16 protein-coding genes and 2 pseudogenes are annotated in these 16500 nt (G+C 54.5%); 14 read left to right on the top strand and 4 right to left on the bottom strand.

Annotated elements, in window-relative coordinates:
• Positions 1–5: 5 nt before the first annotated feature.
• From CWR52_RS06635 to CWR52_RS23575, 11 genes and pseudogenes are all read left to right on the top strand, one after another.
• Positions 6–896, top strand: coding sequence for an oxidoreductase (locus CWR52_RS06635; protein ID WP_104949195.1), 891 nt, complete (start codon positions 6–8; stop codon positions 894–896).
• 117 nt (positions 897–1013) lie between these two features.
• Entirely contained in the window at positions 1014–1451 is a 438-nt protein-coding gene (locus CWR52_RS06630; protein ID WP_104949194.1) for a DcrB-related protein, read from the top strand.
• Positions 1452–1468: 17 nt separating this feature from the next.
• Positions 1469–5650 (top strand): glycohydrolase toxin TNT-related protein, encoded by a 4182-nt coding sequence (locus CWR52_RS06625; RefSeq protein WP_104949193.1) that lies wholly within the window; start codon positions 1469–1471, stop codon positions 5648–5650.
• Positions 5643–5864, top strand: coding sequence for a hypothetical protein (locus CWR52_RS06620; protein WP_072251983.1), 222 nt, complete (start codon positions 5643–5645; stop codon positions 5862–5864). Before CWR52_RS06625 ends, CWR52_RS06620 begins: the two co-directional genes overlap by 8 nt.
• A gap of 147 nt (positions 5865–6011) precedes the next feature.
• Positions 6012–6502, top strand: a pseudogene (locus tag CWR52_RS23520) (RHS repeat-associated core domain-containing protein); the annotation flags it as partial.
• Positions 6503–6909: 407 nt separating this feature from the next.
• On the top strand, positions 6910–7476 hold the full coding sequence (locus CWR52_RS06610; protein WP_104949192.1) for a hypothetical protein: 567 nt from the start codon (positions 6910–6912) through the stop codon (positions 7474–7476).
• Between the two features lie 158 nt (positions 7477–7634).
• Positions 7635–8219 (top strand): hypothetical protein, encoded by a 585-nt coding sequence (locus tag CWR52_RS06605; protein ID WP_104949191.1) that lies wholly within the window; start codon positions 7635–7637, stop codon positions 8217–8219.
• A 142-nt stretch (positions 8220–8361) separates the two neighbouring features.
• Complete coding sequence (locus tag CWR52_RS06600; RefSeq protein WP_104949190.1) at positions 8362–8883, top strand: SMI1/KNR4 family protein; 522 nt, start codon at positions 8362–8364, stop codon at positions 8881–8883.
• A gap of 188 nt (positions 8884–9071) precedes the next feature.
• Positions 9072–9188: an HNH endonuclease gene (locus CWR52_RS23580; RefSeq protein WP_114149324.1), complete on the top strand. Its 117-nt coding sequence runs from the start codon at positions 9072–9074 to the stop codon at positions 9186–9188.
• Complete coding sequence (locus tag CWR52_RS06590; RefSeq protein ID WP_104949189.1) at positions 9182–9727, top strand: SMI1/KNR4 family protein; 546 nt, start codon at positions 9182–9184, stop codon at positions 9725–9727. The genes CWR52_RS23580 and CWR52_RS06590 overlap by 7 nt, the downstream gene beginning before the upstream one ends.
• Positions 9728–9813: 86 nt before the next feature.
• A pseudogene (locus CWR52_RS23575) lies at positions 9814–9996 on the top strand (RHS repeat-associated core domain-containing protein); the annotation flags it as partial.
• A gap of 494 nt (positions 9997–10490) precedes the next feature.
• Here the strand turns inward: CWR52_RS23575 and CWR52_RS06580 are convergent.
• The 4 genes from CWR52_RS06580 to CWR52_RS06565 all read right to left on the bottom strand — a co-directional run bounded on the left by CWR52_RS06580 (position 10491) and on the right by CWR52_RS06565 (position 13121).
• Positions 10491–10757, bottom strand: coding sequence for a hypothetical protein (locus CWR52_RS06580; protein ID WP_252152184.1), 267 nt, complete (start codon positions 10755–10757; stop codon positions 10491–10493).
• A 70-nt stretch (positions 10758–10827) separates the two neighbouring features.
• Entirely contained in the window at positions 10828–11418 is a 591-nt protein-coding gene (locus CWR52_RS06575; protein WP_104949187.1) for a hypothetical protein, read from the bottom strand.
• A gap of 136 nt (positions 11419–11554) precedes the next feature.
• A complete protein-coding gene (locus CWR52_RS06570) occupies positions 11555–12010 on the bottom strand; it encodes a hypothetical protein (RefSeq protein ID WP_104949186.1) in 456 nt (151 codons plus the stop codon).
• Between the two features lie 229 nt (positions 12011–12239).
• Entirely contained in the window at positions 12240–13121 is an 882-nt protein-coding gene (locus CWR52_RS06565) for a LysR family transcriptional regulator (RefSeq protein ID WP_104949185.1), read from the bottom strand.
• A 105-nt stretch (positions 13122–13226) separates the two neighbouring features.
• On the opposite strand from CWR52_RS06565, the gene budA reads away from it, so the two are divergent.
• Genes budA through CWR52_RS06550 form a run of 3 tightly spaced genes read left to right on the top strand, consistent with a single transcriptional unit; the run spans position 13227 to position 16490 of the window.
• On the top strand, positions 13227–14006 hold the full coding sequence (gene budA / locus CWR52_RS06560) for an acetolactate decarboxylase (protein WP_104949184.1): 780 nt from the start codon (positions 13227–13229) through the stop codon (positions 14004–14006).
• A 13-nt stretch (positions 14007–14019) separates the two neighbouring features.
• Positions 14020–15699 (top strand): acetolactate synthase AlsS, encoded by a 1680-nt coding sequence (gene alsS / locus CWR52_RS06555; protein WP_104949183.1) that lies wholly within the window; start codon positions 14020–14022, stop codon positions 15697–15699.
• Positions 15700–15719: 20 nt separating this feature from the next.
• Positions 15720–16490: a (S)-acetoin forming diacetyl reductase gene (locus CWR52_RS06550; protein ID WP_104949182.1), complete on the top strand. Its 771-nt coding sequence runs from the start codon at positions 15720–15722 to the stop codon at positions 16488–16490.
• The last annotated feature ends 10 nt before the right edge of the window (positions 16491–16500 follow it).

The following is a 16500-nucleotide window of genomic DNA, read 5'->3' as shown; positions in this document are numbered from 1 at the left end:
TAACCATGTCTGACCATCCTGTGATTGCGCTGATTGGGCCTGGCGCAATTGGTACCACCATTGCCGCTGTGCTGCACGACGCGGGCCGCACGCCGCAGCTGTGCGGACGCACCGCGCATCCTGAACTGCGTTTGCGCTACGACGAAGGTGAAACGGTCGTGCCGGGTCCGGTATTAACCGATCCGAACGTCATTACGCGCCCCGTCGATCTCGTTTTTGTGGCGGTAAAAACGACGCAAAATGCCGACAGCGCCGGATGGCTGCGCGCGCTGTGCGATGAAAATACCGTGGTCTGTGCGCTGCAAAACGGCGTGGAGCAAAAAGCCCAGCTTGAGCCGTGGGTTAACGGCGCAACGGTGCTGCCGTCGGTGGTCTGGTTCCCGGCGCAGCGCGAGCCGGATGCCTCCGTGTGGCTGCGGGCTAAACCGCGCCTGACCCTGCCGGACGTGCCGCAGGCGCAGCGCGTGGTGGAGGCGCTTCGCGGTACGCGCTGTGACGTTGAGCTCTCGGCTGATTTCCCCACCGTCGCCTGGCGCAAGCTGCTGCAAAACGCGGTCGCCGGACTGATGGTGTTGTCCAACCGCCGCGCCGGAATGTTCAGGCGCGAGGATATCAGCGAGCTTGCGCTGGCCTATCTGCGGGAAGGGCTTACTGTCGCCCGCGCCGAGAGGGCGAAGCTGGCCGATGACGTGGCGCAGGAGATTCTGGCGAACTTTCAGCGCGCGCCTGAGGACCTCGGCACGTCGATTCTGGCGGACCGTCAGGCCAACCGTACGATGGAGTGGGATATCCGTAACGGCGTGATCCAGCGCTACGGGCGCGAGCACGGTATTGCGGTGCCGATTAGCGACGTGGTGGTGCCGCTGCTGGCGGCAGGGAGCGAGGGGCCGGGTTAACGGCCGCTGTATTTCCGTTCGGCGAGGGCTAGCGTAAGGCAATAATCTGGGGATAGTCAGCCTTAAACACATATGCGAAACTTACCGCTTCTGAAAAAATGTGGTGGGACCCGCTGAATGTCAGAACCAACTTCGCAGTGCCTTTTCAGTGAAGGACTGATCGCTTTTCCTGAAGGTTATCAGGATCGTACCGTCAACGTATTCGCGCCGTCCGCTGCGGATGCGCCAGCGTTCAACATCTCCCGCGATGCCCTCAACCCCGGCGAAGCGCTTGCCGCATATATCGATCGCCAGCTCGGCCTGATGGAAAAACACATCAAGGGCTGGAAGCAGGGGGAGCGCAGCGCCGCGACGCTGGGCGACGGCCTTTTGCAGGGTGAAACCGTCCAGGCGAGCTACCTGCGCGACGGGAAACGCATCTGGCAGCAGCAGGCCGTATTTAACGTCGAGAACGATAAAATTCTGGTGTTCACCATGACCTGCACCCGCGCGCCTGGCGATGTCGACCGCGCGCTGTTTGGCGATCTTCTCAGGAGCTTTCGCTTCCACCATTAACATCAGGGACCGTTGTTATGTTTGAAGCTGCACGCGTAGGTGATGATATCGGCCACTCCGGTGCGCTGGCAGGGATGATTGCCGGAACGATTGTCGGTGGCCTGATTGCTGCCGCCGGGGGCATTCTGGCGGGGGCGATGTTTATTGCCGGACTCGGCGCATCCTGCCTTGGGGTGGGCGTCCTGCTCGTCGGCGCCAGCCTGGCCGTGGGGTACTACACCGGGGAGCTGGCGACCGCCGCCCGGGACAGCATCGCGGACGCCGGGGCATCCAGCATGACGAAGAAAGGCGTCATCACCTCCGGCTCGCCCAATGTGTTTATCAACGGTAAACCCGCCTCCATGGCCACGGACAGCGCGGTAAAGTGCTCTGACGACGGCTCGCAGCAGATGGCCGAAGGCTCCTCGCGTGTTTCCATTAATGGCCTGCCTGCGGCCCGCATCGGGGATCGCACTACCTGCGACGCGAAGGTGATGACCGGTTCGGATAACGTCATTATCGGCGGCGACCCGCAGCAAACCCTGCCCATTCAGTCTGAAGTCCCCGAGTGGCTGTATAAAGTCTCCGATCTTACCCTGCTGTTCGCCGGGCTTATCGGCGGGTGGGGCGGTGCCGCCGGCAAAGTCGGGGCGTTGTCTAAGCTGCTGGGGAAAATCCCCGGGATCAACAAGCTGGCCCGTATCGCCTGCCGCGCCGGCACGCTGATGACCGGCGTGGCGGCCGCGGGGATCATCGCCCGTCCGGTGGATATTGTCAGCGGACAGAAGTTTCTCAGCGGGGATGATGAGCTGGACTTCATCCTCCCTTCCCGTCTTCCTGTGCGCTGGCAGCGCTACTGGCGCAGCGGCAACCCCGGCGACAGCGTGCTGGGCCGCGGCTGGAGCCTGTTCTGGGAAAGCCGCCTGGAGCCTTATCAGGACGGCCTGGTGTGGCGCGCGCCGTCCGGCGATTACGTCGCCTTCCCGAAGGTCCCGAAAGGGATGCGCACCTACTGTGAAAGCGAAAAGAACTGGCTTGAACACCACCAGGACGACAGCTGGTCGGTGTATGACGTCAGCGGCGAGCGCTGGCACTATGCGCCGCTGCGGGATGATGCCCCGTCACTGCTCCAGCGCATCTCTGAACCCTGCGGCAACGCTATCCTCTTCGAGTGGAATGCGGATAATACCCTGCATGCTCTGACCGACAGCGCGGGCCAGCGCGTGGTCTGCCGCTACGACCGCGACAGGCTCGTGGGCGCCTGGCTGGATGACGAGATCTGCCTGGTCAGTTACGCTTATGATGAACAGCGCCAGCTGGTCTGTGTGACCGGCCGGGGCGGTAGCGTGCGCCGACGCTTCCGCTGGCAGGACGGGCTGATGAGCGCCCACGAGGACGCCAACGGCCTGCTGAGCGAATACCGCTGGCGGGAGATTGACGGTCTGCCGCGCGTGGTCGGCTTCCGCCACAGCGGCGGCGAACAGCTGACGTTCGAATACGATTTTGATAACGGCACCCGCCGCGCGACCCGCGAAGACGGCGCGCAGGCGCACTGGCTGGTGGATGACGACGACAACGTCGCGCGCTTCACGGATTACGACGGTCGCCAGACGACGTTTGTTTACCGCGACGGCGAGCTCTGCGACGTCATCCTGCCCGGCGGGGCGATGCGCCGCAGCACGTGGGACAAATACGGCCGCATGACCAGCGAGACGGACCCGGCGGGCCGCCGCACGGAGTATCACTGGCATCGTCTGACCGACCGCATCACCCGCACGGTGTACCCGGACGGCACCTCATCGCAGGCCAGGTACGATCTTCGCGGCCGCCTGCTGTCGGAGACGGATCCGGCCGGTAGCGCCACCGCGTATCGCTATCCCGATGATGAAGAAAACCTGCCGGAGAGGATCACCGACGCCACGGGCGGCGTGGTGCGCCTGGTCTGGAACCACCAGGGGCTGCTGACGCAGCGCACCGACTGCTCCGGCAGCGTGACCCGCTTCACCTACGACCGCTTCGGGCAGCTGATTGCCAGCGAGGATGCGGAAGGGAACATCACGCGCCGGGAGTGGAACAACGCCGGGCTGCTGAGCGCCGTGATCCACCCGGACGGCAGCCGCGAGGCGCTGGTGTGGAATGAACGCGGCCAGCTCACGGGCTGGCGCGACCCGCTGGAAAGCGAGGTGAGCTGGGCCTATAACGCGCTCGGCCTCCCGGTCAGCCTTACCGACCGTATTGGCCGCGTGCGCCAGTGGCGCTACGACCCGCGCGGTAACCTGCTGCGACTCGATAACGGCAACGGGGCGGAATACCGCTTCACTTACGACGCCGTGGGCCGCCCGCTCAGCGAAACGCGCCCGGACGAGACCGTGCGCCATATGGAATGGGACGCGCGAGGGTTCCTCTGCGCGCTCGAAGAAAACGGCAGGCCTGCCGCCGACGGCGGCATCGCCCGTAGCGTCCAGCAGTTCAGCTATGACGATAGCGGGCTGCTGATCGGGCGCACTCAGCGCCACGCGGAGTACCGCTACTTCCGCGACCTGAGCGGCCAGATCACCCGCATCCGCCGCACGCCGACGGCCGAAGGCGTTGCCCTGGGTATCGAAAGCGATGAGATCGCTTACCGCCACGATTCCGCCGGCCGCGTGCTGAGCGAGTCCGGCATTAACGGCGCGGTGGGCTACGAGTGGGATGCCCTGAGCAACCTGACCGGTCTGACCCTGCCCGGCGAGCAAAAGCTGGCCTGGCTGCACTACGGCTCCGGCCACGTCAGCGCCATCCGCTTCGGGCAGCAGCTGGTGACCGAGTTCACGCGCGACCGCCTGCACCGTGAGGTGCGCCGCACCCAGGGCGCGCGCGAGCAGTTCCGTCAGTATGACAGCCTCGGCAGACGCACCCTGCAGCGCAGCGAATTGAGCACGGACGTGACCCTGCCGGAGCAGGCGATACTGGAACGCCTGTATCGCTATACCGCGCGCGGTGAGCTTTCCGGCGTCAGCGACACCCTGCGCGGTGAGGTGGACTACGGCTACGACGCCGAAGGGCGTCTGCTGAAGCACTACGAGGCCCGACAGGGGCACTGCCGGGCGCAGTTCAGCTATGACGCCGCGGATAACCTCGCCGCCAGTGACGATCCGGTACCGGTCACGGATAACCGCCTGCAGCACTGGCAGGCGCTGTTCATGAAATACGATCACTGGGGTAACCTGGTCAGCCGCCGCAACGGGCTGTATGAACAGCATTATGCGTATGACGCCGAGAACCGTCTGGTGTCCGCCCGGGGAACCGGGCCGGAAGGGCGGTTTGAGGCGCGCTATCACTACGACGCGCTGGGCCGCCGCACGCGCAAAATCGTCACCACGACGCACGGCACCACCGACACCCGCTTCCTGTGGCAGGGCTACCGCCTGCTGCAGGAGCAGCAGGAAAGCGGGCTGTGCAGCACCTATGTATACGACCCGAATGAGGCCTGGAGTCCGCTGGCGCGGGTGGATCATCTTCGTGACCAGAGCAGCGGTGAGATTTACTGGTTCAACACCGACCTGAACGGCGCGCCGCTGGAAGTGACCGACGAGCGCGGCGCGGTGCGCTGGAGCGGCCAGTACGGCAGCTTTGGCGAGGTGCGCCATCAGAGCGAAGGGTTCTCACGGGTTGTGAATCGCTCGGCAATGGCACACCAGCCGCTTCGCTATGCCGGACAGTACGCTGATGGTGAATCGGGGCTGCACTATAATCTGTTCCGCTACTACGACCCGCAGGTCGGGCGGTTTATTGTGCAGGATCCGATTGGGTTGAATGGTGGGTGGAACCTTTATCAGTATGCGCCGAATCCGTTGGGGTGGATTGATCCTTGGGGCTTAAGTGGCACAGATCTGGTCACTTATTGGCCTCCAAATGATGGTGCCTATGGTGAAACCAAGATAACTTTATTGAAACCAGGAACACAAATTGATCGTTATGGATATCCGGGTGGTACTTATACATCACCTGTCGGAACCCCATATCCGATGCGTGCTTTGCCTCCAGGAACTGATGCAAAACCTTATACTATTTATGAAGTTATGAAGCCAATACCAAACGTACAGGAAAGTAAAATTGCCCCTTGGTTTGGTGAAATGGGTATGGGCACTCAATATAAGCTCCAACAATCTGTACAGAGTTATATTGATTCCGGACATTTGAAAGTAATTAAGCAAACAGAAGGCAAAACCTGTGGATAGAGTAGAGTTACAAAGTGAATTAAATAAATTAAACATACCTAGAGATAGCTACTCTATTGATGGTGTTAAGGATGAGACATTATGTTTGATCTTCGATGGAGGGCTATGGTGTGTTTTTTATAGTGAACGTGGAAAACGCACAGAGATTGAATTTTTTGCAACTGAAAGTGATGCCTGTCAATCCTTCCTTGCCAGAATCACCAAATGGTTCTAGTTTCAAAAAGTATGTAAAATTAGGTGCCAGTTTTTGGTGTTTCTTAGGCTGGTACTAATTTTCATGCTTTGGTAATAATAATCAAAGAATGTGAGTGTAATTCTGTCGCATCAACCTTTTTTAGTCTGGTAAGTACTTTTTCCTAATCGGAAAATCGTCACCACGTCGCACGGCATCACCGACACCCGCTTCCTGTGGCAGGGCTACCGCCTGTTGCTGGAGCAGGAGAGTGGGCTGTGCAGCACCTATATTTACGAACCGAATGAAGACTGGAGCACGCAGGCGCGGGTGGATCACCTTCGTGACCAGAGCTGCGGTGAGATTTACTGGTTTAACACCGATCTGAACGGCGCGCCGGGGTGCGCTGGAGCGGCCAGTACGGCAGCTTTGGCGAGGTGCGCCATCAGAGCGAAGGGTTCTCACGGGTTGTGAATCCCACGGCGATGGTACACCAGCCGCTTCGCTATGCCGGGCAGTACGCTGATGGTGAAACGGGGCTGCACTATAACCTGTTCCGCTACTACGACCCTCAGGTCGGGCGGTTTATTGTGCAGGATCCGATTGGGCTGAATGGCGGGTGGAACCTTTATCAGTATGCGCCGAATCCGCTGGGGTGGATTGATCCGCTGGGTTTAATAAACGAATTTGGAATCGCAGGCTATGGAAGCCCCGTCCATGCAAAAGACGGTTTAACTGCACATGAGTTATTACAAAATGCTTGGCTAAGAAATAATGGCATAATAAAAGGTAGAATGTCTGGTATTGCAACTACCAACCCAGCGATAGCTTTGCAAGAAAACGCTATGCATAAAACCATATCCAAATTACAGGCCAAATATGGATTGCATAATCCTAATGTACTAAAAAACCAGTCCGCATTGCAGAATATCAACAGGAATACTGCAATTACTCGAAGAGGTATTTACGAAGACTTGGTGAATAACAGAGGTTGGGAACGTCAAAACGCTAAAAAATTTGCCACTGAAACGGCAATGAAACTTAGAGAAGAGTCTATTGGGTTTGCCAGAAAAAATGGGTTGACAAAATGTTAAAATCTAATCTTATCGCTAAAATAAGTACCCTGCCTGATGGTAATGTCATTGGGCGGATTGGTGGAAATATCCCTGAATACTTTTTAGATAAACTAGGTGATATTCAGGGGCATAAGTTTTATTTGACAGTTCAGAATCCTGATGATGGACATGAGTATATTACGATACTTATTCCTGAAGGATATGATGATATGATTGATAACAATATCTACCCCAATTGTTCAGTAAAAGTTTTTACGCATACGTTTTCTGATGAAAGCAATAATGATGCATTTACGATAAAACACATTAATAAGGCAGTTATTGTTGGGTATGATGAGGTTGAAAATGAAGAGTTTGATTTTATCACTAAAACCAAAGAAGCAAGGTTAATACAATCGGAAGATTATTATTTTGATGCTTTGCAGAAGGATGGTTATGAATTTTTCATGCAGATAGATGAAGATTATTATCCAGATGCATTGCTTGATGGTGATTACATCTTTGGTTACGGTGCTTTGTATTTGTATAAAAACATATCTGGCGGGAATATCATAGCTGGTTTTTGGCAGTACTCGTAAAATTAAGTTATGAATACAAGCCGGATTAATATTAATTATTTCCGGCTTATATAATACAGATGATGTATTTATCCAGAATGCATTTGCTTTCTTATTTTTTAATTGCTTTTATAAAATTTTTTTTCTAATTTAATTAGTTATTACTGAGGGCTATATTTATGGATGCGTCTGATACTGTTGTGAATGAGATTGAAAAAGCATTAAAACAACTTATTGTCATTTGCAATAAATACTCGCTGTCAGGGAGTTTCAGCACCGTCAATGATCTGGACAATGCATTCCCGTCCAACTTACCTCGTTCAACAGATGTTGATTACTTATATAAAAATTACAATCCTGAATATTTAAAAATTGAAACAGGATTCACGCCAATTAAAATTCATTCTGTCAGTGAACTCTCGAATGCTCAAAATGGTTATGAATACTTACCAGACAATTACCTTGTTATTGGTGATGATTTAGGTGGTGGTAAACCTATAATTGCGGTTGTCGATGAAGGGAATACCCCTGTTTATGCAAATTATGATGTAATTGAACCATTTACAATAGCTAGCAGTCTCTCTGGATTTATATTTTCATTAGCTGAGCTTATTGATTTGGTATATGGCCAATATGATATCTTTGATATAGCAGATGATAATGACGAAGTAAAAGATGATTTTATTGATGAGTTGCGGAAAAGAATTGTGCCTCTTATCGGCAATGAAAATTTCGATGCATTCTATGATTATTTTTATGGCTAGGATACATGTTTTTTGATTTAGATAAATGAATGAAATATGCCGGAAACCATTAAGTTCCGGCTTTAATTACTACCATCGATTTTTCCATAACAGAGGTGGAGTATCTAAGATCACTAAGTCATGACCTTAGCAAGGAGAGCTTATGCCTATTTCATGCGGTAAACCTACAACTCAAGATGAAATTAAAATTTTGGAGGCAAAATTCAAAATTAGTTTGCCTGAAGATTATACAGATTTCCTCAGGTTGAAAAATGGCTTTGTTGTAAAATCTCCGGATTTTTGTGAGTTAGAGTATGAAGGTGTCGATGAAGGGGTTATCGCCTTTTATGCCCTTTTTGGAATAAATATGAAAAATCCAAACCACGACATTTTTCGTCAAAATGAAAATTTTTTAAGTGAACTTGATTTCATTGATGATAAGTTAATTATTGGTGATGATCCTGGAGGTAACTTTTACCTTATATTAAATGGCAGTGAAAGCCAAGGTGTGTATTATTGGGACAGAACACCTCTACATGCTGAGGATGATATCCAAGAGTTTGAGATCGCTGAGCAAAATGAGTGCGGCAATATCTATAGAATTACTAATAGCTTTACGGAATTTTACAAGAAAATTTGTGAGACATCTCTTGATGCAGGAATGAATGTAACTGTTGATTTATGATATTTCAAAATAAAGCCATAATCAGAATATGATCATGGCTTATTTTTTTTGCATTTAGACGTTAGTAAATAGATAAACAGTAATAAAAAGAATGTCAGATATGCTTGTATTTTACTATTGGTAATAATGCCATTGCATAGGAAAAAGGTCTTACACAGAAAGGGGCTCAGAATTTGTTAAGGGAAAAGATGCACACTCCACATCATCTGATTGCGAATACCATAATTCTTGTCCCAAGAGATCTTCATGGCAATGTGCCACATATTGGCTCCGCATCAGATATGAGGAGGAAAGGAAAATGTTGAAAAAATTAGAGCGCTTTGGAGCGAAACCGACATCATTACCATTAGATGAACTGAAAAAGAGTTTAAAAGCATTAGAAACATCAATAGGGCCAATTCCTGAAAGTTATCGTGTCTATTTACTTCATTTTGGCGTTTCTGTTCTTTTTGATGTAAATATTGTTTTCAAGGCGTTTCAACCATCTCCGTGGTCTGATGAGCAAGGAAACGATACGCTTGAGTCTTTGTACGGGCTTGCAGAATCGGGTAAAGAATATACTATCTTTGAAATGGCTGATACATACCGGAATGATTTTCGCGATCAATGGTTACCGATAGGAGCCTCGTCTGGTGATAATCAAATCTGTCTTTGCCTCAAGGGAGGTATGTCGGGAGAGATTTGGTTTTGGGATCACGAGTCTGATCCAATATTCAATCATTCAGTAGTGACCTCCGGGCTGACGAAAATAGCAAACTCCTTCAATGAGTTTATTGATATGCTTACTGCTCAGGATGATAAAATAGATGCATCAGGGGTAGTTAAAGTCGATCTTGATTTTTAATAAAAGTGTACTTGTGGTGATCCTGGCGAAGCCCACCTATTGCTGTAAGGTGCGCGTGGCTGGTGCAGAAAATACCACAGTAGCAACAGCCGCTTCGCTATGCCGGGCAGTACGCTGACGGTGAGACGGGGCTGCACTATAACCTGTTCCGCTACTACGACCTGCAGGTCGGACGGTTTATTGTGCAGGATCCGATTGGGCTGAATGGTGGGTGGAACCTTTATCAGTATGCGCCGAATCCGTTGAGGTGGATTGATCCGCTGGGATTATGCAAGACAGAATCTGATGCTGGTGGAAAAAATCCTAATCCTCCAGGGCAGGGGTACCACAATGAGACTTATGCTCCTAAGCCAGTTAAACCAGAGGATGCCCTTAATCGTTGGGATGATTTCCTTGGCCCGGCCCCCATAAAAATACCCATCCAAGAACGGGATTACCAGACCCAGACCGAATCGTATCGGCTGACGGTAAGAGAAGTATCCGTTATGGTAATCATGAAATCCAGATAAGGTCGATATTATTGTCAAAATCACGCTGGATCGATAGCTCTTTTCAACTTCATGCTGCCCAAAGTGGTCAAAATCTATTTTTCGTGAGAAACGCTCAGGTGGTTCTCTTTTTTTCATGGAGAAGCTTTCCAAAAACGCTTATCTGTCGGTATTGTCGTGATGCCTATCTTTTACCTTGCTAAATATTTTGCCGGGAGAGGGAGGCAGGTAAGGAAACAGAACCAGGATGAGCTAGCGTATTGTCACGCTTTATTTCATTGCCTGGCGCTCTTCATTGCATCCTGCTTCCCCGGGTTGCATTGCTGTTTTGTTCCGGGAAGATAAAAATTCCCCGATGGATCCTGATCTGTTCCGCCCGGACAACCTGCTCGGCCATTAGATGAGACGGTGCCATCAGAACCGTTTCCGCCATCAGAGCCATTTCCTCCATCACCACCCTTACCGCCATCAGCAGCATTTACTGCGAATGCACTGAGTACGAGCAAACAGGCAATAGCGCGCTTATTCATTAAAATCTCCATTGTTCAATCCATTTACGTGCGGGAAAATATTCCCGCGAGGGTCCCATGCGGAACATTTCACAGGTACACCTCACGCCTGACTTTCAATATTCGCTTTGACAGCCTCCAGCGTCCTTTTACGAATCCAGCCGCTGCCTGCCCGGATTACCAGCCAGTAAGCTGTCATCCTTAGCCGAGTGCTTCTGTCCGGACAATAGACGAACGTTTCCGTACAGAGTTCATGTTGCCCTGGCGCCAGTTCCGTTATCCGATAGCGAAGTAACAGTTTCGCACTGCCCGGAGCGGCTGGCGTCTGAAAAGCACTGGCATCCGGCACGTTTTCCAGACCGAAATCAGTTCGCCAGAATTGTCCGATTAAGCCATAGCACAGCTCAGATGGTGAACTTTTCAACTGGGTAAAGCTGTGCGAACCAAAGTTGCCGATCGCGTTAGACTGCGGGTTGCGCAGTAATTTCTGCGGTATTTGACGTAATGACATTAGCCGCCGAATCACGGGGTCTTGCCGGACGTCAAAGTTAGCAATCAATGGCAGAATAGTTTCAGGATGAGCAGTATGAATGACCGTTCGATGTCTCTCATGGAAGTGAAACTGGGGTAGAAAAGCGGGAACGTCCCGCCAGTGAGCAAGCGCTTTGCGGGTAACGAATCCTGGATTCAGCATCTCTCATCCTTGTCATCCTTTTAGCCCAGCCAGAGTAACAGATGCTTTGATAAAGACAATTACCAGGAAAAGAGAGGGGGATTTGGCCGAAATCCTCGCCCATCCGCAGCAGAATTCCGGCCTTCCATCACCCGTCTCAGTGCGCCGGAATATACGGCTCCTTCACAAACTCAGCCAGCAGCCAGACCATATCATGCAGTAGCCCTGTGAGTTCTTTTGCCACGCTCGCAGGCAACGTCCCGCCCATCACCGCCCGCGTTAACGCCACGGCATAGTCCACCTGAAGAGCCGTTTCTTGCCAGCAGTCCGGTACGCAGGAGGTAACCTTTTCTCCTGCAATCAACTGCTCAACCAGATACGACGGAAGCTCCGAGTCACAGCATTCCCGCAGCCGCTTCAGCGCAGCCAGCAATCGCTTACAGAGCGTGGTAAACGTCACCGCGTCGTCAGTTTCCACCAGCACGCTAACATACGCCGTGCAGGCGTCAGCCAGTTGAAAGAGATCCGCAGAGTCAGAAAGTTGCAGGTGGAGAAGGTGATGAACAGCGCTTTCTTCAGCGCGTACGTACGAAAATCCAGGGGTAGTCGCCATTTAGCATCCTCTTTGTCCATAAAACGTCATGTTATGCTAACGGGTTCCTACGCCCGGTTACGGATGTGCCGCAACGCAGGCACTTTACGACCGCGAAGAAGGGATGAAAAGGGATGCCCCTGAATTACATAAGGTTGCTTGCAGGTTTGCGAGGCGGCTTCCAGAAGGGCATTGCCGGGTGGCGGCTACGCCTTACCCGGCCAACAAAAACCACCAACCAAACTGGCCGCTAACCCTCGCTCATCATTGTCAGAAACCGCTTCACCGTCCGCGAACGTTCAAAGCGCCGCCAGCAGAGCGCGATATCGGTATAGAGCGCCGGTGAACTCAGCGCATGATAGGTGACATTCGGCGGAGAAATGGCCGCCATAGATTTCGGTACCAGCGCGAACCCGCCGCCTGCGGAAACCATGCTCAGGGAGGATGAAAGCTGCGACGACTGCAGCGCGTGCTGCACGTCAATCCCGGCCCGCTCGCAGCAGCCGTAAACCCGGTCATACAGGCCCGGCGCGACCTCCTGCGGGAACAGCACCACCGGCGTATCCCGCAGTTGTTCTAATGCCAGCGAATCGCATGCCGCCAGCGGATGATCGCGATGCAGCGCCACCACCATCGGCTCGCGGTCGAGAATTTTGATTTCAAACATCTTGCTGCTTTCGCACGGCAGGCGCACGAAGGCGATATCCAGCTCACCGTCCGCCAGCATCGTCGTCAGCGAAGACATATTCGCTTCTACCTGATGAACCTGCACCGCCATGTTCTGCACCTGAAACTGACGGATTAGCGCGAAAATCTGAGGATGAAAAGCGTCAGAGCTGGTGATGCCAATCGACAGGCTGCCGTTCAGCCCGCGCGCGATGCCGCGGGCTTTCTCCAGCGCGGCGTCGCTCAACGCCAGGATCTTGCAGGCGTCCTCGTAGAAGGCTTCTCCCGCTTCGGTCAGCTCCACGCCCCGCGTCAGGCGCCTGAACAGCGGCGTGCCCACTTCCTCTTCGAGCCGTTTGATCTGCTGGCTCAGGGGAGGTTGTGAAATGCCCAGCGCTTTGGCTGCTTTGGTGAAGTGTCGCTCGCGTGCAACCGCGACAAAATAGCGCAGATAACGAAGTTCCATATCTAAAACGTCTCAAACCAGCATGGTATCTATATTGGAACTCTCTGCTGAATCGGGTCAACATTTATTTAACCTTTCTAAATAAAGTTGAAGAGGACGAGCATGATGGAGCATTCATCTGCCTGCGACTGTGAGGCCAGCCTGTGCGAGACCCTGCGCGGGTTCTCTGCTCAGCATCCTGACAGCGTGATCTATCAGACATCGCTAATGAGCGCCCTGCTAAGCGGCGTGTATGAAGGAGAAACCACCATCGCCGATCTGCTGGCACACGGTGATTTTGGTCTGGGCACCTTCAACGAGCTGGACGGCGAAATGATTGCCTTCAGCAGCCAGGTGTACCAGCTGCGCGCCGACGGCAGCGCCCGCGCCGCGAAGCCGGAGCAGAAAACGCCGTTCGCGGTGATGACCTGGTTCCAGCCGCAGTACCGCAAAACCTTCGATGCGCCGGTCAGCCGTCAGCAGATCCATGACGTCATCGACCAGCAGATCCCCTCCGATAACCTGTTCTGCGCGCTGCGCATCGACGGTAACTTCCGCCACGCTCACACCCGCACCGTACCGCGCCAGACGCCGCCGTACCGGGCGATGACCGACGTGCTGGACGACCAGCCGGTGTTCCGCTTTAACCAGCGCGAAGGGGTGCTGGTCGGGTTCCGCACGCCGCAGCATATGCAGGGTATCAACGTGGCGGGCTATCACGAACATTTCATTACCGACGACCGTCAGGGTGGGGGGCATCTGCTCGACTACCAGCTGGAGAGCGGCGTGCTCACCTTCGGTGAAATTCACAAGCTGATGATCGACCTGCCTGCCGACAGCGCGTTTTTACAGGCCAACCTGCATCCCAGCAACCTTGATGCGGCTATCCGCGCCGTCGAAAACTAACAGGAGAACTACCGTGAACAGTGAGAAACAGTCACGTCAGTGGGCGCACGGCGCCGATTTGGTTGTCGGCCAGCTGGAAGCGCAGGGCGTGAAGCAGGTGTTCGGGATCCCGGGGGCGAAAATCGACAAGGTCTTTGATTCCCTGCTGGACTCCTCCATCGAGATTATTCCGGTGCGCCACGAGGCCAACGCGGCGTTTATGGCGGCGGCGGTCGGGCGTCTGACCGGCAAGGCCGGGGTGGCGCTGGTCACCTCCGGGCCGGGCTGCTCGAACCTGATCACCGGCATCGCCACCGCCAACAGCGAGGGCGACCCGGTGGTGGCGCTGGGCGGGGCGGTGAAGCGGGCGGATAAAGCCAAACTGGTGCACCAGAGCATGGACACCGTCGCCATGTTCAGCCCGGTCACCAAATACGCCGTGGAGGTGAGTGCGCCGGACGCGATTGCTGAGGTGGTTTCCAACGCGTTTCGCGCCGCTGAGCACGGCAGGCCGGGGGGCGCGTTTGTTAGCCTGCCGCAGGACATTGTCGATCAGCCCGCCATGGGGGCGATTTTACCCGCCAGCGGTCCCGCGCTGATGGGCCCGGCACCGGAATCCGCCATTAACGACGTGGCGAAGCTTATCGAAAAGGCCAAAAACCCGGTCATCTTGCTGGGGCTAATGGCGAGCCAGCCCGCCAACAGCGCCGCGCTGCGAAAGCTGCTGGAGAAAAGCCGCATTCCGGTGACCAGCACCTATCAGGCCGCCGGGGCGGTGAATCAGGAGCACTTCACCCGCTTCGCCGGACGCGTCGGCCTGTTCAATAACCAGGCGGGCGACCGTCTGCTGCATCTGGCGGATCTGATTATCTGCATCGGCTACAGCCCGGTGGAGTACGAGCCGTCCATGTGGAACAGCGGCGACGCCACGCTGGTGCACATTGACGTGCTGCCTGCCTATGAAGAACGTAACTACGTCCCGGATCTGGAGCTGGTGGGGGACATCGCCGAAACCCTGAATCAGCTCGCTAACCGTATCGACCATAAGCTGGAGCTAAGCCAGCGGGCCTCCGAAATTCTGGTCGATCGCCAGCATCAGCGGGACCTCCTCGACCGACGCGGCGCCTCGCTTAACCAGTTTGCCCTGCATCCGCTGCGCATCGTGCGCGCCATGCAGGACATCGTGAATAACGACGTGACGCTCACCGTGGATATGGGCAGCTTCCATATCTGGATCGCCCGCTACCTCTACAGTTTCCGGGCGCGTCAGGTGATGATCTCCAACGGCCAGCAGACCATGGGCGTCGCGCTGCCGTGGGCGATTGGCGCGTGGCTGGTCAACCCGAGCCGCAAGGTGGTGTCGGTCTCCGGTGACGGCGGCTTCCTGCAGTCAAGCATGGAGCTGGAAACCGCGGTGCGCCTCAACGCTAACGTGCTGCACATCATCTGGGTGGATAACGGCTACAACATGGTTGCCATTCAGGAAGAGAAAAAATACCAGCGTCTTTCCGGCGTCGAGTTCGGCCCGGTCGATTTCAAAGTCTATGCCGACGCCTTTGGCGCGAAAGGCTTTGCCGTGGAGAGCGCCGACGCGCTCGAACCCACGCTGCGTGCGGCGATGGATGTGGATGGCCCGGCCGTGGTGGCCATTCCCGTCGACTACAGCGATAACCCGCTGCTGATGGGCCAGCTCCATCTCAGCCAGATTTTGTGACTCAACATAAGGACAGAGAAATGCAAAAAGTTGCTCTCGTAACAGGCTCAGGCCAGGGGATTGGTAAAGCGATTGCGCTTCGCCTGGTGAAGGATGGCTTTGCCGTCGCCATCGCCGACTATAACGCGGAGACGGCCAGAGCCGTGGCCGATGAAATTATCCGCAACGGCGGTAACGCCGTCGCCGTGAAGGTGGACGTCTATGACCGCGAGCAGGTATTTGCGGCGGTGGAGAAAGCCCGCACCGCGTTGGGCGGCTTCGACGTGATCGTTAACAACGCCGGGGTTGCGCCGTCCACGCCGATCGAGTCCATCACGCCGGAGATTGTCGACAAGGTCTACAACATTAACGTCAAAGGGGTGATCTGGGGGATCCAGGCCGCGATTGACGCGTTCCGCAAAGAGGGGCACGGCGGCAAAATCATCAACGCCTGCTCCCAGGCGGGCCACACCGGCAACCCGGAGCTGGCCGTCTACAGTTCCAGTAAGTTCGCGGTGCGCGGCTTAACCCAGACCGCCGCGCGAGATCTTGCTCCGCTGGGGATCACCGTTAACGCCTACTGCCCGGGTATCGTGAAAACGCCGATGTGGGCAGAGATCGACCGTCAGGTCTCCGAGGCGGCGGGTAAACCGCTCGGCTACGGAACCGAAACCTTTGCCAAACGCATCACGCTTGGCCGCCTGTCCGAACCGGAAGATGTCGCTGCCTGCGTTTCATACCTCGCGGGACCGGACTCTGACTACATGACCGGCCAGTCTCTGCTCATCGATGGTGGGATGGTGTTCAACTAAATTCTAATAA

Origin of the sequence: Enterobacter sp. SGAir0187 (assembly GCF_002952735.2) — a bacterium.
GTDB classification, from domain to species: Bacteria; Pseudomonadota; Gammaproteobacteria; order Enterobacterales; family Enterobacteriaceae; genus Enterobacter; species Enterobacter quasiroggenkampii.
Note: the sequence above shows the minus strand (reverse complement) of the source record. Positions and strands in the feature narration are given on the sequence as shown.

Excerpts from the sequence above, each read along its gene's own strand:
- CWR52_RS06630 (WP_104949194.1), top strand. The coding sequence starts at position 1,014 with ATGTCAGAACCAACTTCGCAGTGCCTTTTCAGTGAAGGACTGATCGCT.
- CWR52_RS06600 (WP_104949190.1), top strand. The coding sequence starts at position 8,362 with ATGCCTATTTCATGCGGTAAACCTACAACTCAAGATGAAATTAAAATT.
- CWR52_RS06605 (WP_104949191.1), top strand. The coding sequence starts at position 7,635 with ATGGATGCGTCTGATACTGTTGTGAATGAGATTGAAAAAGCATTAAAA.
- CWR52_RS06580 (WP_252152184.1), bottom strand. The coding sequence starts at position 10,757 with ATGGAGATTTTAATGAATAAGCGCGCTATTGCCTGTTTGCTCGTACTC.
- CWR52_RS06550 (WP_104949182.1), top strand. The coding sequence starts at position 15,720 with ATGCAAAAAGTTGCTCTCGTAACAGGCTCAGGCCAGGGGATTGGTAAA.
- CWR52_RS06590 (WP_104949189.1), top strand. The coding sequence starts at position 9,182 with ATGTTGAAAAAATTAGAGCGCTTTGGAGCGAAACCGACATCATTACCA.
- CWR52_RS06565 (WP_104949185.1), bottom strand. The coding sequence starts at position 13,121 with ATGGAACTTCGTTATCTGCGCTATTTTGTCGCGGTTGCACGCGAGCGA.
- CWR52_RS23580 (WP_114149324.1), top strand. The coding sequence starts at position 9,072 with ATGCACACTCCACATCATCTGATTGCGAATACCATAATTCTTGTCCCA.
- CWR52_RS06575 (WP_104949187.1), bottom strand. The coding sequence starts at position 11,418 with ATGCTGAATCCAGGATTCGTTACCCGCAAAGCGCTTGCTCACTGGCGG.
- budA (WP_104949184.1), top strand. The coding sequence starts at position 13,227 with ATGGAGCATTCATCTGCCTGCGACTGTGAGGCCAGCCTGTGCGAGACC.
- CWR52_RS06570 (WP_104949186.1), bottom strand. The coding sequence starts at position 12,010 with ATGGCGACTACCCCTGGATTTTCGTACGTACGCGCTGAAGAAAGCGCT.
- CWR52_RS06610 (WP_104949192.1), top strand. The coding sequence starts at position 6,910 with ATGTTAAAATCTAATCTTATCGCTAAAATAAGTACCCTGCCTGATGGT.
- CWR52_RS06635 (WP_104949195.1), top strand. The coding sequence starts at position 6 with ATGTCTGACCATCCTGTGATTGCGCTGATTGGGCCTGGCGCAATTGGT.
- CWR52_RS06625 (WP_104949193.1), top strand. The coding sequence starts at position 1,469 with ATGTTTGAAGCTGCACGCGTAGGTGATGATATCGGCCACTCCGGTGCG.